Below are 25954 nucleotides of genomic sequence, written 5' to 3'. Positions count from 1 at the left end.
CGTACGCCACCCTGCGTGCCCGGTGATCCGATACGTTGGCCGCCATGCGTCGACTCGCCATCCCGTTCTTGCTGGCAGTGGTCCTGGCCGGGTGTTCAACGACCGAGCCGGGCAAGCCCTCCGCGAGTGATGAGACGGGCTCCGCTCCGACGACCGGAACTTCGACCGGTACCGCGGCCCCGGTGAACAGGCCCAAAGCCGTCGATCTGAAGACCGTCGAGCCCTGCTCGCTGATCACGCCGGAGCAGAAGAGCGCTCTGGGTTTGAAGACTCTCAACACGGGTACCCCGCTGCCCGATTACGGGGAGGGGAGCAAGCGGTGCACCGAGACCTTTGAGGACCGCAAGTACCTCGGCAACATCCACACCCTGGTCAACGGCGGTGTGGATCGGCTGAAGAGGACGGTCGGTGAGTCCAAGCTCACCTCCCTGCAGGTAGCGGGCTATCCCGCCTACCTCACCCAGAGGGAGTCACCTGGGTCGGTCGGCGCCTGCGAGATCTACATCGATGCCAACGACGGCCAGTTGTTGCTGGTAGACGCCTTCGGAGGGCTCGGAGAAGAGAGCGCGACCCTGGACGGTGCGTGTGAGCGCGCCAAGGCGGTCGCAGCGGCTGCCGGTGCCGTGCTGGCGACCAAGTGACAGTTGAGTAGAACTACCCGCCTTGTGCCGGGAACCGGTCACTCGCGTAATGCATCAGAGCTAAAGTCGTCCCAAATGCACACATGGCCCGTTACCCGAGGGCCGTACTGAGGAGGGTGTGCCGTGTTTCTCGCGGATGGTGGAGGTGGAGGCGTCTCGTCGCCCCCGGAGTTCGGGCAGCGCAAGCTGAAGGTGGACCCGTCCGCCATTCCACAGGCGAGGAAGGCCTTCGAGAAGGCTCTGGCGGAGTTCGACGAGAAGATCGAGCAGGCCGTGTACGCACTGCCCACCAAACCGTGGGCGCAGGACCCGATCTCCAGTGAGACCTCGAAGGCGTTCAACGAGCAGACCTCCGACAAGGCGCTCGCTGCGCTGAAGTCCTACAAGAAGCAGCTCATCGGCGTCATCGACCAGCTCAGGATGATCGAGGAGCAGTACCGCATGACCGAGGGCGACAACGCCGCCATGTGGGGCACGCGCCTTCGAGACCAGGGCTGAGAGGGGGACTGACCGATGACCGACCACCGCTACCAGGGGTACGCACACCCCGAGCTGTACAAGATGATCAACTCCGGTCCCGGCGTCGCCGCCTCCATCCCGGTCGAACAGGGCTGGAAGCAGATCGCCGCGACGCTCGCCCAGATCGACGCCGACCTGCACACCGGTCTGACCAAGATGGGTGCGGGCTGGGAGTCCGACGCCGCCGACACCGCCCAGGGCGCGCTGTCGCCGCTGGCCCAGTGGGCCGGGTTCGCCGAGACCGGCGCGACGACCATGGAGAGCTCCGCGCGCCTGCAGGGCGAGTACATCGCCGAGGCGCGCAAGAAGATGCCCGAGGTCGTCCCCGTCACGACCGAGAAGCCCGGCTTCCTCGACTACGCCGGTGGCGCGCTGACCGGTCCGCTCGGCATGGCGCACGTCATCGGCCAGCAGCAGGACCACGAGCGGCAGGAAGCCGCGGCGGACAACGCCGCCGCCCAGGCCGTCAAGGTCATGGAGGACTACCAGGCGGACAGCCGCTGGAACTCCTCGACGCTCGGTGAGTTCCCGACGCCGCCGCAGGTCGTGATCGACACGCCGCCTCCCGGCGACACGGGCACCGGCAACACGCGCGTCGGCTTCACGTCGTCCAGCACCGGCATGCCGACCGGCCACAACACGACCACCCCGTCGTGGACCGGCACGCCGACGCAGACCTCGACGCAGCAGGTCTCGACCGGCTGGACGCCGCCGCCCACCGACACCACGCACACGTCGTGGACGCAGCCTCCGACGACGACGCCGCCTCCCACCTACACCCCGCCTCCCACCAGCCTGCCGCAGCCGACGCCGACCCCCACGCCGACGCCGGTCCCCGGTGGTCCGGTGTTCACGCGGCCCGGCACGGGCGGTCCCGGTGGCCCCGGCGGCACCAAGGGTCCCGGTGGGCCCGGTGGTTCCGGCGGTACTCGCGCTGGTCAGCTCGGTTCCGGCCCTGGATCCGGCCCTGGAGCCGGCAAGGCCTTCGGGTCGATGTCCGGTTCGCTCGGCTCGTCCGGCCAGCAGGCCGGCGCGATGAAGCCCGGCGGGATGCCCGGTGGCATGTCCGGCATGGGCTCCGGTCCCGACGCGCTGCGCGGCGGTGCCGCGGGCGCTGGAGCCGGCGCGGGCAAGGCCGGTGCGGCCGGCGCCGGTGCCGGTGGCGGCGCGCACGGCCAGCGGGGCGAAGGCGAAGAGGACATCGAGCACAAGGCGGCCGACTACCTGGTCGAGACCGACGACGTGTTCGGCGACGAGCGCATGGTCGCGCCACCGGTCATCGGTGGCCTGTCGGAGTGAGTCTGTTCGGCGCTCCGGCGGAGAGAGAACCGATCACTCTCTCCGCCGAGGAGTTCGACGTGCTGTGGGAACGCATGAACGTCGGCCCCATGCCGCTCATTCTGAAAGTTCCCACGCCAGGTAAGACGCGCGACGAGCGCTTGCAGCTCGAGAACCGCGTCTACCAGCAGTTGGACCACCGGCGCCTGGGCAACTCACGCGCGCTCTCGTCCGAACTGGACGGGCTCCTGCGCATGTTCGTGAAGCCCGAGCGGGAGGCGGACGGCCGCCTCTGGCTCGGGCACAGCCTGCGCGTCCTCGCCGTCGCGAACGGCGACTGGGGCGCGCTGGCGACGTTGCGCGACGACCAGCTGACGTTCCAGCCGTGGGAGGGCTCCGGGCTCGCCTCGGCGGTGCTGTCGGTGCTGCCCGCACACCCCGCCGGCACGGGTCTCTCGGTGACGCTGCCGAGCGAGGACATCGAGAAGGCGATCGCGCGGACCGACGGCTCGCCGAAGTCGATGGAGGCCGAGTTCCGCGGCATCGGGCTGCGCGAGGACGACGCGAAGGCGCTGGTGAAGATGTTCACCGGGCTCGTGCACACCGGGAACTTCGGCGCGGCCGCCCGGGACAAGTACGGCAAGCGCTGGCGTCCCGAGCGCGTGGTGGCGTTCTTCGACACCGAAGAGGGTCGCTACCTGCAGCAACGCCGTGCGTCGAACGGTCAGCCGCCGTGGAGCACGTTCACGCCGACCGACGCGCGCCGGATGATGCACCAGGTCGACGAGCTGATCTCCGAGGCGGTCCGTTCCGCGGGCGTCTGATCTCTGGTTTGATCTGACCACCGCCGCCGTGGCCAAGACCCCTTGGAGACGGCGAAATGAGCATCGACAGAAGGCTGTTCCTGCTGGCTACAGGGGCTGCACTGGTCGGGACGTCAACGATGACGGGGACTGCCGCCGCGCAGTCCTCCGCCTCGTTGTGGCAAGAGTTCGTTGCCAACCCGTACAACCACCCGCAGATCCCCAACATCGCCTACGCCGGCTACCGGACGGGCGAGAAGCCCGCCCGCCGTCCGGTGCTCGCGAACGTCCTCTTCTTCGGCGCCCGGCGTGACGGCTCGGCCGACGCCTCCGCCGCCATCAACAGGGCCGTCGAGTTCGTCGGCAGGCTGGGCGGCGGCACCGTGTACGTGCCGCCGGGCCGCTACCGCATCGACGACATCATCCGCATCGGCTACGACAACGTGGTGCTGCGCGGCGCGGGCAGCGCGAAGACGACCTTCTACGCACCCCGGTCGCTGGAGGAGATCGTCGGCATCAACCGCAGCCGTTACGGCTCGGAGAACTCGGCGTGGAGCTGGTCCGGCGGTCTGGTGTGGGTCTGCCACCGCGACCGCTACCAGCCACTGGTGGACGCGATCAAGGCGAAGAAGTGGCCGTTCGAGGGCTGGACGGGCAACGAGCTGGAGCAGGGCTCGACGCTGACGGCCGTGACCGGTTCCGCCGCAAGGGGTTCGTTCGTCGTGACCGTCGAGAACGGACGTTCGCTGCGGGCGGGCCAGCGCGTGCTGCTGCGCCTCGACGACTCGAACTACTCGCTGCCCAGGCACATGTGCGGCGACGTTCCCGGTACCGCCTCGTACAAGTGGGACGACAAGGACAAGCTACTGTCGTACTTCCCGTTCCTGTGGCCGGTGCGGGTGGAGTGGGTGCGCGGCGACAGGGTGAAGCTCGCGCAGCCGTTGCCGCTGGAGATCCGTCCGGAGTGGAAGGCCCGCCTGACCACGATGGCGCCGGTCGTCACCGGTGCCGGAGTCGAGGGAATCAAGATCGAGATGTTCAAGGTGCCGACCCCGAAGCACCTGCTGGACAAGGGGTACAACGGTGTCGCGTTCCAGTGCGCGTGGGACTGCTGGGCCGACGACGTGCACGTCCAGGACGTCGACAACGGCTTCCTCCTGGTGTCCTCCAAGGGAATCTCGCTGCTGAACACGCGCGTGTCCGGCCGCGGCCACCACCACGCGTACGCGGTGCGCGAGCAGTCCCACGACAATTTGACTGATGGCTTCGTGATCGAGGCACCGTCCGAACCGTCGCAGGCGGGCGCGGGCAACCACGGCCTGAACGTCGAAGGCCTGTCCTGCGGCAACGTCTGGACCCGCGGCCGCATGGACCACGACGTCTTCGACACCCACCGCGGCCTGCCGTTCGCCAACGTCCGCACCGAGATCACCATCAACAACGTCGGCGCGCACGGCGGCAGCGCGAACGCGGGCCCGTTGTACGGCGCCCGTTTCGCGCACTGGAACGTCACCGTCACCAACCAGCGCGCCGGCAACGTCCGCATCGACCAGGTCGCGCCCTGCAGCGCCACGGTGGCGATCTCCGAGGTCCGCGACTTCGGCCAGATCGACAAGCCGGACTTCACCGGCGAGCTGAACTCCCGCCTGGAGCTCTACGGCACGACCGACGTGACCCCGCGCAACCTCTATGACGCACAACGGAAGTTGCGCCGCTCATGAGCTAACCATCTGGATCGGCAACGACCACACGACGTCGTTGAGGCCGGTGGGGAGCACGAGCCTCTCCACCGACCTCCCGATGCGCCGCGTCCAACCCCGTTCGGTGAGCTCCAGCCGGTACGACGAGTGCTCGCTCGGTGTCGTGTCGGACAGCAGCAGGTGCTGGCCGTAGGTGCGACCGGCCGTCGCCAAGGTCTGCAGGACCTCCCCGAACTCCGGCCGTTCCTCCAGGAGCCCGTGCACGCCGTCGACACAGATGAGCAGCTCGGGCAGCGCGAGTCCCGACGCGCGGTAGTCCCAGATGTTCCGCTGACGGCTCTCCGCCAGCGTTCTGGTGCGCTGTTCGTGGTCCTCCAGCAGGTCCACGATGCCGTGCCGCACGTGCGGTGCGCCGTCCAGGCCTGCGAAAACGCCGTTGCCGTGGAAGTCGATGAGGACGACCTGCAGCTCGTCCGGTGAGTGCCGCAGCATCTGGCCGAGAACCAGCGCACGGATGCCTTCCGCCCGCCGTTCCTCCGGCGCGACCACGTCACCGTGCGGGCCCATCCCGTCCTGGAGGTGCTGGGACTTCAGGTCGATCTCGACGCGCTGCCCGTACTCGTCCACACCGACGGCGACCCGGTACTGCAGCTTGACCGGCCGCGGCTTCCACACGTGCTTGTTCGGCATCTCGTGCAGGGTGAAGAAGTCCGGCACCGGCTCGTCCTGGAGCATCAAACCCGGCAACGACTTCGCCACCTCGTCGAGGTTCGCGGGAGCCTCGCAGTCGTCGATCCGCACGTCCGCCACCTCGTGCGGGCTGTCGAGCAACAGCTGCACGCCGGACTTCCCGACGTCTTGTGCGATGGCCAGTAGCGCCGCACCGAGCTCGGTCGCTTCGAGTTCGGCGAAACCGTTGACGCAGACGAGGAGTTGCGGCAGCACCTGGTCGAAACCGCGGTGGTCGAAGACCGTCCAGGTGTTGCCGACGACCTCGAGCCGGCGTTCCGACTCGGCCAGCAGTTCCTCCGCGATCCGTGCGGGATCCCTTGCCGCGTCACGATGATGTGCCAGCACGTGCGGAGCCTGGTCGAGCCCGGCGAACACGTCCGTGTCGTGCGCGTCGACGAGGACCGCCTGGAACAGCTTGGGCGAGTGCGTGGTCATCAGCCCCAGCACCAGACTCCGGAACGCCTCCGGTGCGGTGACGCTCAGGTGCGACCCCGTCCGCCACTTCCCGTCGGCGAAGTGCGTGAGCTCCGCGACCACCGGCCTGCCGCCGCCGCTGACCCCGACCGGGACCTTCCACCACCGCCCCTTCCACGCGAGCGCTTTGGTGAACCTCGCCAACCCGTGCAGCGAGAGGAAGTCCAGGACCTCGACCCGCAACGGCAGCCGCTCCGGCAGCTCGTCCACGGCGCGCGCGGTGATGATCACCCGCACGTTCCAGGCCGCCGCCGCGATCCACCGGACGGAGTCAGCGAGCCCTGGATCGGTGTCACCGCAGTACTTCCAGTCGTCGACCAGCAGCGTCGCACCGGGCTCTGCCCCGCGCTCGAACCAGGCCAGCAGGTTCTGCCGCCGCCGCTCGTCGGAAGGTTCGAAGCTCACCGCGACCCCGGCCGCCTCACCCCGCCCGATGCGGTAGATCCCTTGCAGCGCGGCGATTCGGCGCGTGACGAGGTCAGGCGGCCCGATGAGGGCGAGGTGGTTCACGGGAGTGCGATCTGTGCGGGGAGGCGGTGCGGCAGGGAGAGGCCGAAGCCCGGCCGGTCCGGCACGCGGGCGGCCTGAGCGGGGTCGACGAGCGAGGTGGCCGGGTCGTCCAGGCGGAACTCGACGGCGAACGCCAGGCTGTTCCTGATGAACGGCGGCACCTGGTCCCACGTGCGGGCGGTCACCACGATGTGGCGTTGCGGGTCGAGCGGCTCGCCGGGGCCGTCGAGGAGCTGGTAGCGGCCCGGATCACCGAGCACGCCGGCGAGGGTGCGCAGTGTGGTGCTCTTGCCGGTGCCCGGTTTGCCGACGATGGCGCCGTGGCGGAGTTCCTCGGTGAACGCCGGCACCAGCACGTCACGCCGTTGTGCGAACGGGGCGTTCACCAGGCCGATGGCACCGGGCGGCAGCATCTGCAGCGTGAGGTCCGGCTGGCTCTGGCGCTGTGGCGGCACCATCTTCAGCGTCACGTCCGCGTGGCTCTGGCGTTGTGGCGGCAGCGCGAGCACGTGGGCGGGCGGAGCGGACCCGATCAGCATGTCCGGCAGCAGTTCCGCCCACTCCTCCAGGTCGTACGGCGGCGTCGCGGCCGGCCAGGCGGGGACCTCGGACGGCAGGGAGACCACGTCGCCGGAGTAGAGCAGGTACACGCCGAGTTCACGGTCGGCACGGGCGAAAGCGTCCAGGACGCGCTCGTAACCAGGGACCCGGTCGACGAGCACCTCGGCGCTGTCGGCGCAGATCACCAGGGCCGGAAACGAATCGCCTGACCGGGCGAGCCGCTGCCGGCGGTCGAGTTCGCCGGCGAGGCCGACGCAGAACCGCTCGAGCGTCTCGTCGTCGGTTTCACCGGTGAGCGTGAACGCCACGTGCGGCGCCGCGTCCAGGCCGTCGAACACACCGACGTTCTTCATGTCGAACAGACCGAAGTTCAGATCCTTCGACGAGTGCGTGATCATGAGGCCCAGCAACGCGCTCAGGAGCTTCTGCTCGCGTTCCGCGGCCGGACCCGCGCAGACGCTGACGGGGCTGTCGACGTCGAGGTAGACGGGCCACCCACGTGCGCTGGAACCGACGGCGGCCTTCAGGTCGTCGCGCTGGTACTTGTTGCTCAGGTCGGGCTCGATCTCGTGCAGGCCGAGGAAGTCCGCGGCCTCACCGTGCAGGTGCCGCCGCAGCCGGCCGGGCACGTCCGCCCAGTTCCGCGCCGTGACGACGACCTGCACACCCCGGCCGGGCCCGAAGGCGGCGATCCACTCGACGGAGCCGGCCATTTCCGGGTCGTACCCGGCGCACAGCGCCCAGTCGTCCACCAGCAGCACCGCACCGGACGGCGCACCGCGTTCGAACCAGTCCAGCAGGGTCCGGCAGCCGGGCTGGTCGGAGGGGTCGAAGGTGGCCGAGACGGGCAACGGGTCCGCGCCCCGCCCGATCCGGTAGGTCGAGATGTTCGGTGCCGCCGCCAGCGCCGCCGTCAGCCGCTCCCTGGTCGACTGCCCGGGACCGACGACGGCGAAGTTCCTGATCACAGCCCAGAGGTATACCAACAGCCTGGGGAGCGCCACTGCCCCTTCGCTAATGTGGGCGGCGTGCCAGCCAAAGCCGTCGACCCAGCCGAGATGCGAGCCGCGGTGCAGGCCGTGCTCCCGTGGCTGCGAGGTGAGGCTGACCAGCCAGAACGTCCCGCGCTCGCCGCCGCCGTCCGGCTGAGCCTGCGCACGCTCGAACAGATCGCGCCCGGCCGCAGCGTCGAGGTGCGCGTTCCCCCGTTCGCGGCCGTGCAGTGCGTCGAAGGTCCGCGCCACACCCGTGGCACGCCCCCGAACGTGGTGGAGACGGACGCCCGCACGTGGCTCGAACTGGCCACCGGCGCGCTCGCCTGGACCGACGCGCTGGACGGTGCCCGGGTCACCGCCTCCGGGACCCGGGCCGACCTCTCACCCCTGCTGCCGGTCGTCAGGTTCTAGAACCAAGACCCGATCGTCTTCACCGCGCCGCCGACGCCGTCGACGACGTCGCGCCCGAGCTCCACCGCGTTGCCGATCGTGTCGACCACGACGTCACCGGCGTCGCTCGCGACCTCGCCGACGGTGTCCACCGCGTGCCCGGCCGCGTCGCCCCAGCGGCCGTTCGAGATGTCGTCCACGACCTGACCGCCACCGCGCCAGACGTCCTCGCCCATGTCGACGACCTCCTTGCCGGTGTTGACGCCCCAGTCGATGACCGGCCCGAAACCGGGGATGTCCGAACCGGGCACCTCACGCGGCGTGGGTGCGTCCTGCCAGCGCTGCTCGGTGACGCTGCCGCCGTCGCCATTGGCGATCCTGGCCAGGTTGCCGAGCGACTCGGAGTCCTTGTCGTAGTAAGAAGAGTGGGCGTGTCCGATCCAGGCCTCGCCGGAGGTGCCGAACGTCTTCGCGCCGAACGAGGAGTCGTAGGGACCGGTCGACGACCCGTCCTTGGTGAACCAGTCGCCGCTCGTCGCCTGGATGACCGGGTCGTGTTCCGTGCCACCGACGTAGACGTGCCCGCTCCCCGCTGACAGCTGGTCGACGTTGGACGCGCCGACACCCGGCGAGCCGACGAACACGATGTCGTCCGCCTTCAGGCCGTTGTCCATGGCGGAGTAGCCGACGACCGTGCTGCCGTAGCTGTGGCCGATCACCGTGACGTGGGCGTTCGGGTTGGTGGTGCGGTAGCCCTCGACGTCCTTCGCCAGGATCTGACCGCCCTCGATCGCCTGCTGCGGGTCGTTCACCTGGCCTGGCAGGAACTCCGGCGCGTCGTAGCCGAGCCACTGGATCGCGGCGCCGTCCGGACCCATCTTCTCGCTGAGAGCCGAGGCCTGGTCGAGGCCGAAGCTGCTGAGCGTGGACGTGGTGCCGGGCACGCAGACCGCGACGTTCTTGGCGGTGTCCGGGTTGCCGAACGCGACCGCGATCGCGCCCTCCTTGGCGCCGGCGCCGTCAGGGCTCCACGCGAGGACGTACGCCTGCTTGCCGCTCTCCATGGCCAGGTTGTCGGCCTCCCGTAGCGAGCCGTTCGCATCCTCCGAGTTCTTCGCGCGTCGTGCCGCTTCGTCGTACTGCGACATCAGCTGCGAGCCCTGGGCATCGTTGCGCAGAGCGCGCTGGCCCTCTGAGGAGTTCGGATCGACACCGAGTTCGCGAGCACGGTCGGCGAGCTGCTGCTTGAGCTGGTCCTTCTCCGCGTTGTACCTGGCCACATCCTCAGGGATCCGCTTGCGGTTCGCGGCGTCCAGCACGTCGGCGGGCAGTCCGCGGAGCTGGCCGAGCTCCTGGTACTTGGTGTTCTTGAGCGCGTCCTGCTGTTCCTTGCTGAGCGACTTCCACCAGTCGGCGACGGCCTTCGGATCGGAACCCGGCGGCGGCACCGGCGGCAGCGCGCCGCCCGCTCCTCCACCCTGGGCGGCACGGCTCCAGCCGCCGTCGGTGCGCGCGGACTCCTCGAAGCCTGGCGGGATCTTGGTGAGCGCACTCGCGTAGGAGCGCAGAACGTTGTTGTAGCCCGACTTCACCTTGTCCAGGTGCTCGTTGACCTGGTTGGCGAGCTGACGGGTCTGCGCCTCGTCCATGCCCGGCGGACGGCCGCGCCACACGCCGATCGCCTGGTCTGCGGCGCCACGCATCTGGCCATAGGCACGCGAAGCGGCCTGGACGATGTCGACGCCCGCGCCGAGCCGTTCGGCAGCGGCCTTGGCGGCGGTGGCGGACAACTGGGCGCGCGCGGTGAACTTCGTCGCGGCGTCACCGGTCCAGTCGCTGACGGCGGTCTTGCCACCGTTCGTGACGAACTCGCCCGCCCGGCCGACCGCGCTGATCGCACCTGTGATCGGGTCTGCGGCGGCAGCGATCCGGCCGACATCACCGGACGCGAGCCTGCCGTACAGGCTCTCGGGATCCGTGTAGCTCACTGACCGCCCCCCAATCCCGCGATGAGCTTCTTCAGCGCGGACGCGTGGTCCTCGTCCGTGCGCTGGTAGGACTCGGCGTTCGACACGAGACCCTCTGCCGCGTCGGTGTACCAGGAGGACCCGCGCTGGAGGTCCTGGGAGTGCGTGCCGACGAACTCCGACAGCGCGTCCGCGAACTCCGCGGCGGCGTCGACCTCGCCGAACGCACCCGCGTCGAGCCTGAGCATCGAGATCATCTCCGCCGCCTCGCGCACCGCGTCGGAGCCGTTGCCGAACTCCTTGGACGCGTTGCGCAGCAGCTCTGGCTCAACGCCGAACATCGCCACCCCCTGTTGGTCACCGATCAATGCGACGCAGATACATGATGGCCGGTTCCACTCTCGTCGATGGACCGTTTCGGGCACGATGTCGTTCATGGTGCAGACAGGGTGGACGGCCCAACGGTGGACCGCTGTGTTCATCGAGCAGGCCGAGTTGTTCCGCAAGGCAGTGGTGGACGCGGACCCGGCGGCCGAGGTGCCGACCCGGCCCGGCTGGACCGTCCAGGACCTGGTGATCCACCTCGCGCGCTTCCTGGAAACCTCCACCGAGTACCTGCGCACCGGCAGCCGCACCGCGATGCGGCCGACGCCCCCGCCTGCCGGGCTGTCGCCGCTGCAGTACCTCGACCTGCAGCTGACCGCGGCTGCGGAGATCCTCACCGCCGTGCCGGGAAACCGCCCGGTGTGGACGTTCTCGCCGTCCGCGCCCGACCTGGCGTGGGTGTGGCACCGCCGGATCGCGCACGAGACGGTGCTGCGCCGGTTCGACGCGCAGACGGTCGTCCGCCAGGTCGTCGCCACGGACGCCGACCTCTGCGCCGACGGCATCGACGAGGTGCTGAGCACGATCGTCGCGGCCAATCTCGACGGCGACGTGCCGAGCACGGTGACCGGCACCGCGCTGGTGCGTCCCACGGACGTGCCGGAGTCGTGGCTGATCTCCCTGACGGTGGGTGAGGTGCCCGAACTCCGCGCCGCGGCCCCTGGTGAAGAGGGCGATGCGCAGGTGACCGGCGAGGCCGAGATCGTCTACTTCTGGCTCTGGAACCGCATGAACTTCAAGGAGATGACCGGCGACCGGCGCGTGCTGGACGTCCTCCAGGTCGGACGGGGGCACTGATGCGCAAGCTCGCTGCGGTGTTGCTCGGCTGCCTGCTGCTCACCGGATGTGCGGCGAACTGGCAACAGGACCTTCGATACAAGATCCTCTCGGTGAACAACAAAACCCCGACCGAGTACTTCGATCTCGAGTTGGTGGGCGACGCGCCCAAGGGTTCGCTGGAACCTGGGAAGTTGAAGAGCCAGCTCATGCAGACGAACCTGATCAAAGGTGCTGAGGTTGGCGATGAGGTCCTCTGCTCAGTCGAGCAGGAGAAGGGCAACGCGTTCGGGAACTCGAACGTCGTGACGCACCTCAAGAACTGCAAAAAGGCTTGATGCGCAAGATCATCTCGGCGCTCGCGGCCTGTCTGGTGCTGGCCGGCTGCGGGCTCGGCCGCTGGGAAGGCGAGATCCGTTTCGAGGTCACCAGCATCAACACCTGTTACGACGGCTACAGCGACGTCCTCTGCGCCACCCGCGTCTACCTCGACGTCGTGGGTGATCTGCCCGCCGGCGCACCCGGCAAGAACTCCTTCAAGGGTGCCTTCGTGGAGCCGGACGACTTCGAGGACGAGTCGAAGGTGCGCGACCAGGTGGCCGTCGGCGACGAGATCATCTGCGTGGGCAGGGAACAGTCCGAGGGCTTCGAGTACCTCAACGGCATCCCGCTGCAGCTCTCGAAGTGCCGGATGGCATGAGTTTCATCACCTCACCAGGGGTCTGGAGGGGGTAGTTGGCCCCCTGCTCCACTTACACTCGGGGTGAAGCCAGCCCCATCGTTAGGGAGCCAATTCGGTGGTCGAAGACCATTCCCAGTCCGAACAGGAACCCCGTGAGGAGTGCGGCGTCTTCGGCGTCTGGGCTCCGGGTGAAGACGTCTCCAAGATGACCTACTACGGGCTCTACGCCCTGCAGCACCGCGGCCAGGAGGCCGCGGGCATCTCGGTCGGAGACGGGGCGCAGGTCGTCGTCTTCAAGGACCTCGGGCTCGTCAGCCAGGTGTTCGACGAGCAGGTCCTGCAGAGCCTCAAGGGCCACGTGGCCGTCGGGCACTGCCGTTACTCCACCACCGGGTCCACGACCTGGGAGAACGCGCAGCCCACGTTCCGCACCACCGCCGCCGGTTCGGGGCTGAGCCTCGGCCACAACGGCAACCTGGTGAACACCGCCGAACTGCTGGAGAAGGCCAAGAGCCTCGGCATCAGCAGCCGCAACGGCGCCACGACCGACTCGGACATCCTCACCGGCCTGCTCGCCCACGCGGCGGCCGACAAGGGCATCGAGCAGGCCGCGCTGGAGCTGCTGCCGACGGTCAAGGGCGCGTACTGCCTCACGTTCTCCGACGAGTCCACCCTGTACGCGGCGCGTGACCCGCACGGCGTGCGCCCGCTGGTGCTCGGCCGGTTGGAACGCGGCTGGGTCGTGGCGAGCGAGACCGCGGCGCTCGACATCGTCGGCGCGAGCTTCGTGCGCGAGGTCGAGCCCGGTGAGCTGATCGCGATCGACGGCGACGGGCTGCGGTCCACCCGCTTCGCGACCCCCGAGCCCAAGGGCTGCATCTTCGAGTACGTCTACCTGGCCCGGCCGGACACGACGATCTCCGGGCGCGGCGTCCACGCGACGCGCGTCGAGATCGGCCGTCGGCTGGCCAAGGAGCACCCGGTCGAGGCCGACCTGGTGATCCCGGTGCCGGAGTCCGGCACCCCTGCCGCCATCGGCTACGCGCAGGCCAGCGGCATCCCGTACGGGTCGGGCCTGGTCAAGAACGCCTACGTCGGCCGGACGTTCATCCAGCCGTCGCAGACGATCCGCCAGCTCGGCATCCGGCTGAAGCTGAACCCGCTGCGCGACGTCATCCGCGGCAAGCGGCTGGTCGTCGTGGACGACTCGATCGTGCGCGGCAACACCCAGCGCGCGCTCGTGCGCATGCTGCGCGAGGCCGGTGCGCTCGAGGTGCACGTGCGGATCGCGTCGCCGCCCGTCAAGTGGCCGTGCTTCTACGGCATCGACTTCGCCTCACGGGCGGAGCTCATCGCGAACGGCCTGGACGACGACGGCATCCGCCGCTCGGTCGGCGCCGACTCGCTCGGGTACGTGTCGCTGGAGCAGCTCGTCGCGGCCACCGAACAGCCCAAGTCGCGGCTGTGCTCGGCCTGCTTCGACGGCGAGTACCCGATCGAACTGCCGCAGGACGCGCTCATCGGCAAGCACCTGCTCGAGGGCCTCAAGGGCGTGTCGGGCTCAGCCGCTCCCGTTCTGGCGAGCGGCTATGGTGCCGAAGACGCCCTGCGTCGCCCATAGGCATCTCAGATCCAAGTGGAAGAAGTTGACGTGACCGACAGCGCCAAGGCCACCTACGCCGCCGCCGGAGTCAGTATCGCCGCAGGTGACGAGGCGGTGGAGAAGCTCAAGCCGTGGGCGGCCAAGGCGCACCGGCCCGAGGTGCTCGGTGGCATCGGTGGCTTCGCCGGCCTGTTCCAGCTGAAGCTCGACCGCTGGAAGGAGCCGATCCTCGCGTCCTCCACGGACGGCGTCGGCACCAAGATCGCGATCGCGCAGGCGCTCGACAAGCACGACACCATCGGCATCGACCTGGTCGCCATGATCGTGGACGACCTGGTCGTCTGCGGTGCCGAGCCGCTGTTCGTGCAGGACTACATCGCGGTCGGCAAGGTCGTCCCCGACAAGATCGCGGCGCTGGTCAAGGGCATCGCCGAAGGCTGTGTCCAGGCCGGGTGCGCGCTGCTCGGCGGCGAGACGGCGGAGCACCCCGGTCTGATGGGCGACGACGACTACGACGTCTCCGGCACCGGCGTCGGCGTGGTCGAGCACTCCAAGCTGCTCGGCCCCGACCGCGTCCGCGACGGCGACGTCGTGATCGCGATGGGCTCGTCCGGCCTGCACTCCAACGGCTACTCGCTCGCCAGGCACGTGCTGCTGGAGATCGCGCGGATGCCGCTGGAGGGCCACGTCGAGGAGTTCGGCCGCACCCTCGGCGAGGAGATGCTGGAGCCGACCAAGATCTACGCCAAGGACTGCCTGGCGCTGATCGCCGAGACCGAGGTCCGCTGCTTCTCCCACGTCACCGGTGGTGGCCTGGCCGCGAACCTGGCCCGCGTGCTGCCGGAGGGCCTGCACGCGACGCTCGACCGCGGCACCTGGACGCCCGCGCCTGTGTTCCAGCTCATCGCCCAGCGCGGCCGCGTGGAGCGCGAGGAGATGGAGAAGGCGTTCAACATGGGCGTCGGCATGGTCGCCGTCGTCGCGCCCGAGGACGTCGACCGCGCGCTGGCCGTCCTCACCGCGCGCCACGTGCCGGCGTGGGTGCTCGGTGAGATCACCAAGTCCGAAGAGGGCGGCGCCAAGCTCGTCGGAGACCACCCGCGTTTCTGAGGCAACCTCCCGACGAGGTCGCCGCGTACTAAGCGGCGACCGAGGAGGGGGCACTTGGACCGCGACCGCGAGTTCGGGGAGTTCGTCGACGCCCGTGCGCTCGTCATGCGCCGCACGGCATATCTGCTGTGCGGCGACTGGCACCGCGCGGAGGACATCGTCCAGACCGCGCTGATCAAGATGTACGTGGCCTGGTCGCGCGTGCACAAGGACAGCGTCGACGCCTACGCCCGCAAGGTGCTCGTGCGCACCGCCATCGACGAGACGCGGCGCGGGTTCTTCCAGCGCGAACGCATCGTCGACGCCGTGCCGGAGAGCGCTGTCACGGACGCCGCCTCCGACCTGGACCTGCGCAGGGCGCTCGGCGCGTTGCCACCGGGGCAACGCGCCGTCGTCGTGCTGCGGTACTGGGAGGACCTGAGCGTCACCGAGACCGCCCGCATCCTCGGCAGGACGGAGGGCACGGTGAAGAGTCAGGCCGCCAAGGGCCTCGCCGCGTTGCGCGACCTGCTGGAGAACGAGCCGGTGTCGCGGATCTACACCTCTGAGGTGATCCGCAAGGGCAGGACGAAGCTGGTCCGCCGGCGCACGGCGATCGCGGGGGCCATGGCGTTCGTGCTGCTGGCCGGGTCCGGCCTGACCGGGTACCTGGCGAGGCCGCACGAGGCCTCGGCGCCGGCGACGTCCCAGTCGGACGCCGGTGCCGCGCTCGACCGCAACGCCGAGTTGACCGCCCTGCTGCGGAACTCGTACGAGTTGCCGCCGGGCGTCACGGCCGAGGACGTCCCGGAGATCAAGGCCAGTGCTCTCACGTTCTTCATCCGTGACACCAACACTCCTGACAACCTGCGGCGAGCGGTGGCGAGGTTGCGGGACTCCCAGGGCGTCGGCGGCCTGACGATCGCGATCGGCCGCACCACGAGTTCCGAGCTCGGCAGCTGCGACGACCCCTCGTGCCGCATCGAGGAGCGTGACGGCATCAGGATCCGCAGCATCCAGCTGCCGAGCACGAGCCCGGGCGTGCAGGTCGTGTACGTCAACGTCATCAGGCCCGACGGCACGAGCATCCGGATCAGCAGCGACAACATCGGCCGCTTCAGCGACGCGGTGTGGGGCGACCCCACCGGCGGTGGGACTCCGCAGCGGTTCGCGCCACTGCTTGACCGCGAGGAGCTGATAAAGATCGCGACACTTCCGGGTCTGACCTTCTAACCTGGAGGTATGAACGACGTGACTGTGACGAGGACGCTGGTGCTGCCGGCGTCCGAGTTGCGCGAACGTTTTTCCAGGTCAGGTGGGCCGGGCGGGCAGGGAGTGAACACGGCGGACAGCCGCGTGGAGCTCTCGTTCGACCTGGCTGCCTCGCCGTCGATCCCCGCTCACCTCAAGCAGCGGATGCTCGACCGGCTGGCCGGCAGGCTCGTCGACGGCGTGCTCACGATCGCCGCCTCCGAGCACCGCGCGCAGCTGCAGAACCGCGCCGCCGCCCGCGAGCGCCTCGCCGTGATCCTGCGCGAGGCCGCCGCGCCACCGCCTCCGGTGCGCAGGGCGACCAAGCCCACCAGGGGTTCGCAGGAACGCCGCATCGCCTCGAAGAAGCGCCGTGCGGACACCAAGAAAGGCCGCGGCCGTTCAGGCTCCTGGGACTGAGTGGGGTGACCGCAATCTTCACCACGTCTGCCGGCGCTCAGCAGGACGCCTCGCGGCACCGGCCCCGCGCCCCCATATGCCCGATATGAGGACGCGGGGCCGACACCACGATGCGCCCGTCTGAACGTCGACAGACGCGGCGAAGGTTGGCGGTCACCCCACCCACCCGTAGATCCGCTCGGGCCGCCCGGTTCCGCCGTAGCGCAACCGGACCTCGGCCCGTCCCATCGACACGAAGTGCTCCAGGTACCGGCGCGCGCTGACCCGTGCGACGCCCGTCGACGAAGCGCACTCCGATGCGGACAGCCCTTCCGGGTGTGAGCGCAGCGCGTTCTCGACAAGCCGTGCCGTCTCCGGCGTCAAACCCTTGGGCAGCAACGGTTTCGAGGTGGGCCGAGCGCCGAACACCTGGTCCACGTCCGCCTGCCCGGCCGAGTCCAGCCGGTGCAGCTTCTCCCGCAACGACGCGAAGTGCGCGAGCTGGTCGCGCAGGGCCGAGTAGTCGAACGGCTTGATCAGGTAGTGCAGCACCCCACCGCGCATCGCACTGCGCACGGTCTCGACGTCGGTCGCCGCCGTGATCACGATGACGTCCACGTCCTCGTTGGCGCGCAACGACTTCAGCACCTCGAGGCCGTTCACGTCCGGCAGGTAGACGTCGAGCAGCACGAGGTCGGGCTTCAGCTCCCGCACCAGCCGCAGCGCGTCCCCGCCGGTGTGCGCGACCCCGACGACCTCGAACCCGCCGGTGCGCGCGACGTAACCGCTGTGCACCTTGGCCACCATGAAGTCGTCGTCGACGACCAGCACCCGGATCACCAGGGCAGCCTTGCCGTGAAGACCGAACCGGACACGCTGACCGAACCGCCGCGCCGCAGGCACGCCCGCCTGATCAGCGCGAGCCCGATCCCGCGTTCGCCGTGCGATGCCGCCTTGGTCGTGAACCCGTGCCGGAACACCTCGTCGGCGAGTTCCGGCGCCACGCCGGGACCGGAGTCGCGCACCACGACCTGGACCTCTTCGTCCAACTGCGTCACACCTACCTCGATCCACTTCCCCGCGCCGTTCGTGTTCAGCGAACCCAGCGCGTCCAACGCGTTGTCGACGAGATTTCCCAGCACCATCACCAGGTCCGCAGACAGCGACTCGTCGACCCTGCCCAGCACGCTGTCCGGGCCCATCCGCAGCGCCGTGCCGCGTTCGGCCGCGAGCGACGCCTTGGCGATCAGCAGCGCGGCCACGGCGGGGTCGCCGATCGACTCGCCGACCTCGGCCCGCCACTGGTCCTGCGCCGAGCTGATCTGCTGAATGTAGTTGGTGACCTCGTCGTACTCCTTGAGCGCGATCAGCCCGGCGATGGTGTGCAGCCGGTTCGCGAACTCGTGCGCCTGTGCCCGCAGCGTGTCCGTCGCGTGCTGTGAGGCGTCGAGTTCGTGTTGCAGCGCAAGGAGTTCCGTGCGATCTCGCAACGTCACGACGGCGCCGTCACCGCCCTCGATCGGCATGCGGTTCAACGTCAGCACGACGCCCTGCCGCAGCACCAGCTGGTCGACACCGGTCGCACGGCCGGTCAGCACGTCGCGCAGCCGGGCGTTGAGCTCCAGCTGCTCCACCGAGCGGCCGACCGCGTCCTCCGGCAACGCCAGCAGGTCACTCGCGTGGTCGTTGACCAGCGTGATGCGGTGCTGCCCGTCGAGGCCGACGACGCCCTCGCGGATGCCGTGCAGCAACGCCTCGCGGTTCTCGACCAGCGCGGTGATCTCGTGCGGCTCCAGCCCGAGCGTCTGGTTCTTCACCCGGCGGGCCAGCAGCAACGAGCCGGTGACGCCGATGATCAGCGCGATCGCGAGGTAGCGCAGCACGTCGACGGGCTGTTCCAGCGCTCCGGCGAAGACCCCCGGGTTCTCCGCGCCCGCGATCACGATGCCGTTGACCCGGCGGCTCAGCGGGTCGAACACCGGCACGTGCGCCTCGATCGAGTCGCGGACCGTGCCCGTCCAGGACCTGCCCTCCAGCGCGGTGGTCCTGGTGTCCAGTGTGGACCCGATCTGGGACGGGTCCGGCGAGGCGATCACGAGCCGCTTGTCGTTGAGGATGAGCACGTAGGAGGCACCGGACAGGCTGCGGGCCGTCTCGGCGGGAGCGGACAGCTCGCGCCAGTTGCCCATCCGCTCCTGGACCAGCGAGTTCGCGGCGACGGTCTCGGCGACCGACAGCATCCGGCGTTCCTCGTTGGAGCGAAAGTTGTTGCCCGTCTGGACGACTGTCAGCGCGCCCACCGCGCCCAGTAGCAGCGTGACGACTACGAGTTGCCATGCGAGGAGCTGACTGGCCAGGGAACGGCGGCGACGCATGAGACCTCCCGTGACCAGAAAGACCGAAAGAAACCTTAGAAGCGCAAGAGCGACATCAAGGTTTACACCAGAGCAACATGTCCAACCACGCGGACGAGAGGCGGGGATCACAGTGTCGGTGAAGGTGTGGGTGGCGGTGGCGGCGGCGTTGCTCGCCGTCCTGCTCGTGCCACCGCTGCTGACGCCGGGTGCGGACAGCGGCGAAGGCAGTCAGGTGCGGGCGCTGAGGGTGCTGGTGCCGAACGCGCCGGGCGGCGGTTACGACATCACGGCGCGCACGGCGGCGAAGGCCATGGAGGACGCTGACCTGCTGCGCAACGCCGAGGTGTTCAACCTCCCCGGCGCCGGCGGCACGGTCGGACTCGGCCGCACGGTCGGTGAGCGCGGCAACGGCAAGCTGATCATGTCGATGGGCCTGGGCGTCGTGGGCGCGGTGTACACGAACAAGTCGCCGAACTCGCTGCTCGACACCACGCCGATCGCGAAGCTGATCGAGGAGCCGGACATCGTCGTGGTCGCGAAGGACTCGCCGTACACGTCGATGCAACAACTCGTCGACGCCTGGAAGGCCAACCCCGGCACCGTGACGGTCGGCGGCGGTTCGGCTCCCGGCGGCCCCGACCACCTGGCGCCGATGCTGATCGCCAAGGCCGTGGGCCTGCCGCCCAAGACCGTCAACTACATCCCGTTCGACGGCGGTGGCGAGCTGCTGGCGTCGGTGCTCGGCGGCAAGGTGGCGTTCGGCGTCTCCGGCGTCGGCGAGTACCGCGACCAGATCCAGGCCGGCACGCTGCGCGTCCTCGCGGTGACGAGCAAGAACCGCATCGAGGGCGTCGACGCGCCGACGTTGCAGCAGTCCGGTGTGGACGTCGAGTTCACCAACTGGCGCGGCATCGTCGCTCCTCCGGGCATCTCACCGACCGACAAGGCGAAGCTGGTCGAGGTGTTCCAGAACCTCCAGAAGACGCCGCAGTGGAAGGAAGCGCTGCAGCGCAACGGCTGGACGGACGCCTTCGCGCCGGGAGACGAGTTCAGGACCTTCCTGGAAAACGAGAACAAGCGGGTGGCAACGGTGCTGAAGGACTTGGGGCTGGCATGACGACCGTGACGAAACCGGAGCGCAGGAGCTGGCTCCGCGACCACTCCGAGCTGGGCATCTGCGCCCTGCTGGTCGTGCTCGGCGTGCTGGTGCTCACCGACGCGCTGCGCATCCCCACCGACTTCGCCCAGCGCGGCCCGGTCGGGCCCAAGGCCGTGCCGATCCTGGTCGGCTCGCTGCTGCTGCTCGTCGCCGCGCTGCTCGCCCGTGACGTGCTGCGCGGCGGCAAGGGTGAGGCGGAGGCCGGCGAGGACGTCGACCTGTCCGCACCCGCCGACTGGCGCACGGTCCTGCTGCTGTGCGGCGCTTTCCTCGCGAACGCCGTGCTGATCGGCGTTGTCGGGTTCCCGATCTCCGGCGCGATCCTGTTCTGGGGCGCGGCCTACGCCCTGGGCAGCCGCAACCTGGTGCGCGACCCGTTGCTCGCGGCCGGTCTGTCGATCTTCACCTTCGTGGTGTTCAACAACCTGCTCGGCGTCCCCCTGCCCGGTGGCCCGTTGATGGAGGTGTTCTAGGTGGAACAACTGCTCGACGGCTTCGCGACCGCGCTGACGCCGACACACCTGCTGCTCGCCGCGATCGGCGTGCTCCTGGGCACCGCGATCGGCGTCCTGCCGGGCATCGGCCCGGCCATGGCGGTGGCCCTGCTGCTGCCCGTCACCTACGGCATGGAGCCGACCGGCGCGTTCATCATGTTCGCGGGCATCTACTACGGCGGCATGTTCGGCGGTTCGACCACGTCGATCCTGCTGAACACGCCGGGTGAGAGCGCCGCGGTCGTGGCCGCCTTCGAAGGCAATCCCATGGCCCGCAAGGGACGGGGAGCGCAAGCGCTTGCCGCCGCTGCCATCGGCCACTTCACCGGCGGCATCATCGGCACGATCCTGATCGTCCTGCTCGCGCCGTTCGTCGCCAAGCACGCCGTCGACATCGGCGCGCCCGACCTGTTCGCCGTGATGGTGCTGGCGTTCATCGCCGTCACCTCGGTGCTCGGCGCGTCCCGCATCCGCGGGTTCGCCTCGCTGCTCATCGGCCTGACGCTCGGCCTGGTCGGCCTCGACGAGATGACCGGTCAGCAGCGCCTCACGTTCGGCTCGCTGCACCTGGCCGACGGCATCGACATCGTCGTGGTCGCGGTGGCCCTGTTCGCGGTCGGCGAGGCCCTGTGGGTAGCGGCCCACCTGCGCCGCAAGCCGTTCGAACCGATCCCGGTCGGCCGTCCGTGGCTGTCGAAGGCGGACCTGAAGCGCACCTGGAAGCCGTGGTTGCGCGGCCCGGTGATCGGGTTCCCGTTCGGCGCGATCCCGGCCGGTGGCGCGGAGATCCCGACGTTCCTGTCGTACGTGACGGAGAAGCGGCTCTCCAAGCACAAGGACGAGTTCGGCAAGGGCGCCATCGAGGGCGTGGCGGGCCCGGAGTCCACGGCTTCCGCCTCCGCGGCGGGCACCCTGGTCACGATGCTGACGCTGGGCCTGCCGACCACGGCGGTCGCGGCCGTCATGCTCGCGGCGTTCCAGCAGTACGGCATCCAGCCCGGCCCGTTGCTGTTCCAGCGCGAGTCCGGCCTGGTGTGGGCGCTGATCGCGTCGCTGTTCATCGGCCTGACGCTGCTGCTGGTGCTGAACCTGCCGCTCGCGCCGCTGTGGGCGAAGCTGCTGCGCATCCCGCGGCCGTACCTCTACGCGGGCATCCTGTTCTTCGCCTCGGTCGGTGCCTACGCGGTCAACGCGGACATCTTCGACCTGCTGCTGATGTTCGTGATCGGCCTGCTGGGCTTCGGCATGCGCCGCTACGGCCTGCCGGTGCTGCCCGCGATCATCGGCGTGATCCTCGGCCCGGCCGCGGAACAGCAGATGCGCCGCTCGTTGCAGCTCTCGGACGGCTCGCTGACGGGTCTGGTCAACAGCCCGATGGCGGTCGTCGTCTACGTGGTCATCGTCGTGATCCTGTTCTTCCCACTCATCCGCCGATTCCTCCCGAGCCCAACCCCTCCTGCGGCTCCACCTCCCGAGCGCGAGAAAATCGACGCCTAAGAACCGCACGCGGGGACCTTTCGTACTCTCTTGCAGTACGAAAGGTCCCCGCGTGCGGTCAAGCAGGGGTTAGCCGTGGGTGGGGAAGCCCAGGTTCACGCCGTGCTGCTGCGGCCACCGAGCGGTGACGGCCTTGGCCCGCGTGTAGAACTTCACGCCCTCAGCGCCGTGCACGTGCGTGTCACCGAACAGCGAGTCCTTCCAGCCACCGAACGAGTAGTAGGCCATCGGCACGGGGATCGGCACGTTGATGCCGACCATGCCGACGTGCACGCGCCGCTGGTACTCGCGGGCGGCAAGCCCGTCACCCGTGTAGATCGCCGTGCCGTTGCCGTACGGGTTGGCGTTCACCAGTTCCAGCGCGTCCTCGAACGTGTCGGCGCGCACGACCGTCAGCACCGGCCCGAAGATCTCGTCGGTGTAGATGGTCATGTCGCGGGTGACGTGGTCGAACAGCGTCGGCGCCAGCCAGAAACCATCCGGGTGTCCTTCGGGCGCGTAGCCCCGGCCGTCCACGACCAGCGAGGCACCGGCGGCCTCACCCGCGTCCACATAGGACCGGACGCGATCCCGGTGCACGCCGGTGACGAGCGGCCCCATCTGGGCGGCAGGATCGGTGCCCGGCAGCACGGACGGGTGCAGCTCGCGGGTCCGCGAGGCGATCTTCTCGACGAGAGCGTCGCCCGTCTCACCCACGGCCACGACGACCGAGATCGCCATGCAGCGTTCGCCCGCAGAGCCGTAGCCTGCGGAAACAGCGGCGTCAGCGGCCACGTCGAGGTCGGCGTCGGGCAGCACGACCATGTGGTTCTTGGCGCCGCCCAGGGCCTGCACGCGCTTGCCGGCCGCCGTGCCGCGCGAGTAGACGTGCCGCGCGATCGGGGTCGAGCCGACGAACGACGCGGCGGCGACGTCCGGGTGGTCCAGCAGCGCGTTGACCGCGAAGGCGTCGCCCTGCAGCACGTTCAGCACGCCGTCGGGCAGCCCGGCCTCGCCGAACAGCTCGGCCAGTCTGATGGACGCCGACGGATCGCGCTCGGAAGGCTTGAGCACGAACGTGTTGCCGGTCGCGATGGCGATGGGGAACATCCACATCGGCACCATCACGGGGAAGTTGAACGGCGTGATGCCCGCGACGACGCCCAGGGGCTGCCGGAACGAGTACGCGTCGACACCGCGCGAGACCTGCTCGGAGTGCTCGCCCTTCAGCAACTGAGGGATGCCGCAGGCGAACTCGACGACCTCGAGGCCGCGCTGCACCTCACCGGCCGCGTCCGAGAGCACCTTGCCGTGCTCGGACGTGATGATCGCGGCGAGCTCGTCGCGGTGGGTGTGCAGCAGGTGGCGGTACTCGAAGAGGATCCGCGACCGCGTGGACAGCGACGACTCCGACCAGGACTGCGCCGCCTTCAGCGAGGACGAGACCGCGAGGTCGACGTCGGCCTGCTCGGCCAGCACGACCTGGGCCGCGACCTCACCGGTGGCGGGGTTGAAGACGTCGGACTTGCGGGACGACACCCCCGTGGTGCGGGCGCCGTCGATCCAGTGGGGGATGGTGCTCAACGCGGTCCTCCTGGGGGAGCTGTCGTGCTGCGGACTACGAGCGAGGGGTTGAGGAGATGGCGCACGGGTTCGGTGCGCTCTTCACGGACGCGCTGCAGAAGCGCGTCGGCGGCCAACCGGCCGAACTCGGCACGGGGCTGGTCGATCGTGGTCAACGAGACGTGGCGCAAAGCCGCCAGCGAGGTGTTGTCGTACCCCACGACGGAAACGTCGGACGGCACGCGCAGCCCGGCGTCCTCCAAAGCGGAGATCGCGCCGACGGCGTTGAAGTCGTTGCAGGACAGGATGGCTGTGGGCAGAGCATCATCAGCGATCAACGAACGAATCGCCCGCGCGCCGGCCGCATCGGTGTACTCGGAGGACACGACCTGCGGCACGAGCCCGTGGGCTTCCATCGCGGCGACGTACCCACGCCGCCGAGGGCTGGCCTGAGTGCCCTCACCACCGTCTAAATGCGCAATGCGCTTGTGCCCCAGAGAAACCAGGTGCTCGACGGCCAGTCGTGCGCCCGTCTCGCCGTCGTCGTTCACGGTATCCACAGTGGACACACGCGAAGACCGGGCCACGAGCACGACCGGAAGTTGTTCGGCTGCCTTGCCGATCGCGGTCGCCGGCACGACGGGCGACAGCAGGACCAACCCGGCGGGGCGGAAGGACAGCAGCGATTGCAGGGCCCGGCGTTCGCGAGCGGGAGAGCGGCCGCCGGTGTTGATGATGATGTCGAACCCCTGCTCGCGCGCCACCTCGTCGATGCCGTCCACGACCTCCGCGAAGAACGCGTTGTGCAGGTCGGACACCATCACGCCGAGAACGGTCGACGTGCGCGAGGCCAGCGACCGCGCCATGGCGTGCGGGGAGTACCCCAACTCCTCGGCGGCCTTCAGAACAGCGGTGCGTCGCAGGTCGCTCACCTTGGGTGAACCGCGCATCACCAGTGACACCAGTGCGCGGGACACGCCCGCCCGCAGAGCGACGTCTTCCATCGTCGGCCTGACCACCTGGAACCACCTCCCCTCACGTCACGGGATGGAAACCCACCCTTGACACCCGTGTGACGGAAGCTACAGCATTAGAGCGCTCCAACCAATAGAGCGCTCTAACACTTCTCGGCGATGAACAGGGGAAACCTGCGATGCGGATCGGAGTAGCGGGTGTCGGCAGGATCGGCACCATGCATGCGACCAACCTCGCCGCACTGGATCGAGTCGACGAGGTGCTCCTCTTCGACCCGGTGCCGGGCAGGGCTTCGCAGGCGTCGGCGGAACTCGCCGGGACCAAGGCGGTCGACGACCTCGGCACGCTGCTGGACGACGTCGACGGCGTGCTGCTCGCCACCCCGACGAACACCCACCCGGAGATGCTCCGCGCGGCCATCGCGAAGGGCGTCCCCACGTTGTGCGAGAAGCCGATCGCGAGTGACGTCGCCGAGATGGCCGCGCTGATCGCGGACGTCGAGAAGTCCGGCGTCGAGGTGCTCGTGGGCTTCCAGCGCCGGTTCGACCCGGCCATCTACGAGCTCAACCGCCGCATCCGCGCGGGCGAGGTCGGCGACATCTACCTGGTCAGGGCCGTCGGCAACGACGCGAACCCGCCGGACTTCTCCTACCTGCCCGCCTCCGGTGGCATCTTCCGCGACCTGCTGATCCACGACCTGGACTGCGTGCCGTGGCTCGTCGGCGAGCCGGTCGTGGAGGTCTACGCGAGCGGGTCCGTGCTGGTGCACCAGGCGTTCGCGGACGCCGACGACGTGGACAACGCCGTCGTGATGCTGAAGTTCGCCGGCGGCGCGCACGCCACGCTGGCCGGCGGACGGCACGACCCGGTCGGGTACGACCACCGCATCGAGGTGCTCGGCAGCAAGGACTCGCTGGTCGCGGGCGTCGACCCGCGCACCCCGCTGAACTCGCTGGAGCCCGGCGGCCACGTCGCCGGACCGGACGCCTACCCCGGCTTCCCGGAGCGCTTCCACCGCGCGTACGTCAACGAGATGAACCTGTTCACGCAGGTCATCAAGGGCGAGGTCGCGAACCCGTCCCCGGCGCGAGAGAGTTTGATCAGCCTGCGCCTGGCCGAAGCCTGTGAGCAGTCGCGCCGCAGTGGCGCACCGGTGCGGATCGAGGGGAACTAGG

Annotated in this window: 25 protein-coding genes; 17 read left to right on the top strand and 8 right to left on the bottom strand. The window is 69.3% G+C overall.

Features of this window, described 5'->3' with window-relative positions; genetic code table 11:
• The first annotated feature begins 44 nt into the window (after window positions 1–44).
• The 5 genes from LX88_RS03605 to LX88_RS03585 all read left to right on the top strand — a co-directional run bounded on the left by LX88_RS03605 (window position 45) and on the right by LX88_RS03585 (window position 4962).
• Entirely contained in the window at window positions 45–641 is a 597-nt protein-coding gene (locus LX88_RS03605; protein WP_258946418.1) for a DUF3558 domain-containing protein, read from the top strand.
• Between the two features lie 123 nt (window positions 642–764).
• Complete coding sequence (locus tag LX88_RS03600) at window positions 765–1139, top strand: transcriptional regulator (protein WP_258946417.1); 375 nt, start codon at window positions 765–767, stop codon at window positions 1137–1139.
• A gap of 15 nt (window positions 1140–1154) precedes the next feature.
• A complete protein-coding gene (locus LX88_RS03595) occupies window positions 1155–2459 on the top strand; it encodes a hypothetical protein (protein WP_258946416.1) in 1305 nt (434 codons plus the stop codon).
• Window positions 2456–3262 (top strand): ESX secretion-associated protein EspG, encoded by an 807-nt coding sequence (locus LX88_RS03590; RefSeq protein ID WP_258946415.1) that lies wholly within the window; start codon window positions 2456–2458, stop codon window positions 3260–3262. Before LX88_RS03595 ends, LX88_RS03590 begins: the two co-directional genes overlap by 4 nt.
• Before the next feature lie 56 nt (window positions 3263–3318).
• The gene (locus tag LX88_RS03585) at window positions 3319–4962 is read left to right on the top strand and encodes a glycosyl hydrolase family 28-related protein (RefSeq protein ID WP_258946414.1); all 1644 of its coding nucleotides are present in this window, start codon (window positions 3319–3321) and stop codon (window positions 4960–4962) included.
• On the opposite strand, the gene LX88_RS03580 is transcribed toward LX88_RS03585, so the two are convergent.
• Together LX88_RS03580 and LX88_RS03575 are read right to left on the bottom strand one after the other, a co-directional pair.
• Window positions 4957–6657 (bottom strand): hypothetical protein, encoded by a 1701-nt coding sequence (locus LX88_RS03580; RefSeq protein ID WP_258946413.1) that lies wholly within the window; start codon window positions 6655–6657, stop codon window positions 4957–4959. The genes LX88_RS03585 and LX88_RS03580 overlap by 6 nt on opposite strands.
• Window positions 6654–8186, bottom strand: a complete 1533-nt coding sequence (locus LX88_RS03575) for a type VII secretion protein EccC (protein ID WP_258946412.1) — start codon at window positions 8184–8186, stop codon at window positions 6654–6656. The genes LX88_RS03580 and LX88_RS03575 overlap by 4 nt, the downstream gene beginning before the upstream one ends.
• 90 nt (window positions 8187–8276) lie before the next feature.
• Here LX88_RS03575 and LX88_RS03570 point away from each other — a divergent pair, with 90 nt between their 5' ends.
• Window positions 8277–8624, top strand: a complete 348-nt coding sequence (locus LX88_RS03570; RefSeq protein ID WP_307789764.1) for a sterol carrier family protein — start codon at window positions 8277–8279, stop codon at window positions 8622–8624.
• Here LX88_RS03570 and LX88_RS03565 read toward each other — a convergent pair.
• Together LX88_RS03565 and LX88_RS03560 are read right to left on the bottom strand one after the other, a co-directional pair.
• Window positions 8621–10591 carry an alpha/beta hydrolase gene (locus LX88_RS03565; protein ID WP_258946410.1) on the bottom strand — a complete coding sequence of 657 codons (1971 nt, stop codon included), beginning with the start codon at window positions 10589–10591 and terminating at the stop codon, window positions 8621–8623. The two genes, LX88_RS03570 and LX88_RS03565, sit on opposite strands and share 4 nt — an antisense overlap.
• Window positions 10588–10911: a DUF2563 family protein gene (locus LX88_RS03560; protein WP_258946409.1), complete on the bottom strand. Its 324-nt coding sequence runs from the start codon at window positions 10909–10911 to the stop codon at window positions 10588–10590. The genes LX88_RS03565 and LX88_RS03560 overlap by 4 nt, the downstream gene beginning before the upstream one ends.
• Before the next feature lie 94 nt (window positions 10912–11005).
• On the opposite strand from LX88_RS03560, the gene LX88_RS03555 reads away from it, so the two are divergent.
• The 7 genes from LX88_RS03555 to arfB all read left to right on the top strand — a co-directional run bounded on the left by LX88_RS03555 (window position 11006) and on the right by arfB (window position 16776).
• Window positions 11006–11752, top strand: a complete 747-nt coding sequence (locus tag LX88_RS03555; protein ID WP_258946408.1) for a maleylpyruvate isomerase N-terminal domain-containing protein — start codon at window positions 11006–11008, stop codon at window positions 11750–11752.
• On the top strand, window positions 11752–12069 hold the full coding sequence (locus LX88_RS03550) for a hypothetical protein (protein ID WP_258946407.1): 318 nt from the start codon (window positions 11752–11754) through the stop codon (window positions 12067–12069). Before LX88_RS03555 ends, LX88_RS03550 begins: the two co-directional genes overlap by 1 nt.
• On the top strand, window positions 12069–12431 hold the full coding sequence (locus tag LX88_RS03545; RefSeq protein WP_258946406.1) for a hypothetical protein: 363 nt from the start codon (window positions 12069–12071) through the stop codon (window positions 12429–12431). Before LX88_RS03550 ends, LX88_RS03545 begins: the two co-directional genes overlap by 1 nt.
• A 97-nt stretch (window positions 12432–12528) precedes the next feature.
• Window positions 12529–14034 (top strand): amidophosphoribosyltransferase, encoded by a 1506-nt coding sequence (gene purF, locus LX88_RS03540; protein WP_258946405.1) that lies wholly within the window; start codon window positions 12529–12531, stop codon window positions 14032–14034.
• Window positions 14035–14064: 30 nt separating this feature from the next.
• Window positions 14065–15126, top strand: a complete 1062-nt coding sequence (gene purM, locus LX88_RS03535) for a phosphoribosylformylglycinamidine cyclo-ligase (RefSeq protein ID WP_258946404.1) — start codon at window positions 14065–14067, stop codon at window positions 15124–15126.
• 54 nt (window positions 15127–15180) lie between these two features.
• Window positions 15181–16338 (top strand): SigE family RNA polymerase sigma factor, encoded by a 1158-nt coding sequence (locus tag LX88_RS43495; protein ID WP_307789485.1) that lies wholly within the window; start codon window positions 15181–15183, stop codon window positions 16336–16338.
• 9 nt (window positions 16339–16347) lie between these two features.
• Window positions 16348–16776 (top strand): alternative ribosome rescue aminoacyl-tRNA hydrolase ArfB, encoded by a 429-nt coding sequence (gene arfB, locus LX88_RS03525; protein ID WP_258946403.1) that lies wholly within the window; start codon window positions 16348–16350, stop codon window positions 16774–16776.
• 153 nt (window positions 16777–16929) lie between these two features.
• Here the strand turns inward: arfB and LX88_RS03520 are convergent, their stop codons facing one another.
• Entirely contained in the window at window positions 16930–17595 is a 666-nt protein-coding gene (locus LX88_RS03520; protein WP_258946402.1) for a response regulator, read from the bottom strand.
• The gene (locus LX88_RS03515) at window positions 17592–19130 is read right to left on the bottom strand and encodes a sensor histidine kinase (RefSeq protein WP_258946401.1); all 1539 of its coding nucleotides are present in this window, start codon (window positions 19128–19130) and stop codon (window positions 17592–17594) included. The genes LX88_RS03520 and LX88_RS03515 overlap by 4 nt, the downstream gene beginning before the upstream one ends.
• A gap of 130 nt (window positions 19131–19260) precedes the next feature.
• Here LX88_RS03515 and LX88_RS03510 point away from each other — a divergent pair, with 130 nt between their 5' ends.
• From LX88_RS03510 to LX88_RS03500, 3 genes are read left to right on the top strand one after another with little or no spacing between them, the layout of a single operon-like run.
• Window positions 19261–20229 carry a Bug family tripartite tricarboxylate transporter substrate binding protein gene (locus LX88_RS03510; RefSeq protein WP_258947595.1) on the top strand — a complete coding sequence of 323 codons (969 nt, stop codon included), beginning with the start codon at window positions 19261–19263 and terminating at the stop codon, window positions 20227–20229.
• The gene (locus LX88_RS03505) at window positions 20226–20744 is read left to right on the top strand and encodes a tripartite tricarboxylate transporter TctB family protein (RefSeq protein WP_030477830.1); all 519 of its coding nucleotides are present in this window, start codon (window positions 20226–20228) and stop codon (window positions 20742–20744) included. The genes LX88_RS03510 and LX88_RS03505 overlap by 4 nt, the downstream gene beginning before the upstream one ends.
• A complete protein-coding gene (locus tag LX88_RS03500) occupies window positions 20745–22262 on the top strand; it encodes a tripartite tricarboxylate transporter permease (RefSeq protein ID WP_258946400.1) in 1518 nt (505 codons plus the stop codon).
• A gap of 69 nt (window positions 22263–22331) precedes the next feature.
• Here the strand turns inward: LX88_RS03500 and LX88_RS03495 are convergent, their stop codons facing one another.
• Window positions 22332–23825: a CoA-acylating methylmalonate-semialdehyde dehydrogenase gene (locus tag LX88_RS03495; RefSeq protein ID WP_258946399.1), complete on the bottom strand. Its 1494-nt coding sequence runs from the start codon at window positions 23823–23825 to the stop codon at window positions 22332–22334.
• Window positions 23822–24823 carry a LacI family DNA-binding transcriptional regulator gene (locus LX88_RS03490; RefSeq protein WP_258946398.1) on the bottom strand — a complete coding sequence of 334 codons (1002 nt, stop codon included), beginning with the start codon at window positions 24821–24823 and terminating at the stop codon, window positions 23822–23824. Before LX88_RS03490 ends, LX88_RS03495 begins: the two co-directional genes overlap by 4 nt.
• 134 nt (window positions 24824–24957) lie before the next feature.
• Between LX88_RS03490 and LX88_RS03485 the strand changes: the two genes are divergently transcribed.
• A complete protein-coding gene (locus LX88_RS03485; protein ID WP_258946397.1) occupies window positions 24958–25953 on the top strand; it encodes a Gfo/Idh/MocA family protein in 996 nt (331 codons plus the stop codon).
• Window position 25954 lies beyond the last annotated feature (1 nt).

The sequence above is a fragment of the Lentzea californiensis genome, from assembly GCF_024648825.1.
Lineage (GTDB): Bacteria > Actinomycetota > Actinomycetes > Mycobacteriales > Pseudonocardiaceae > Lentzea > Lentzea californiensis.
Note: the sequence above shows the minus strand (reverse complement) of the source record. Positions and strands in the feature narration are given on the sequence as shown.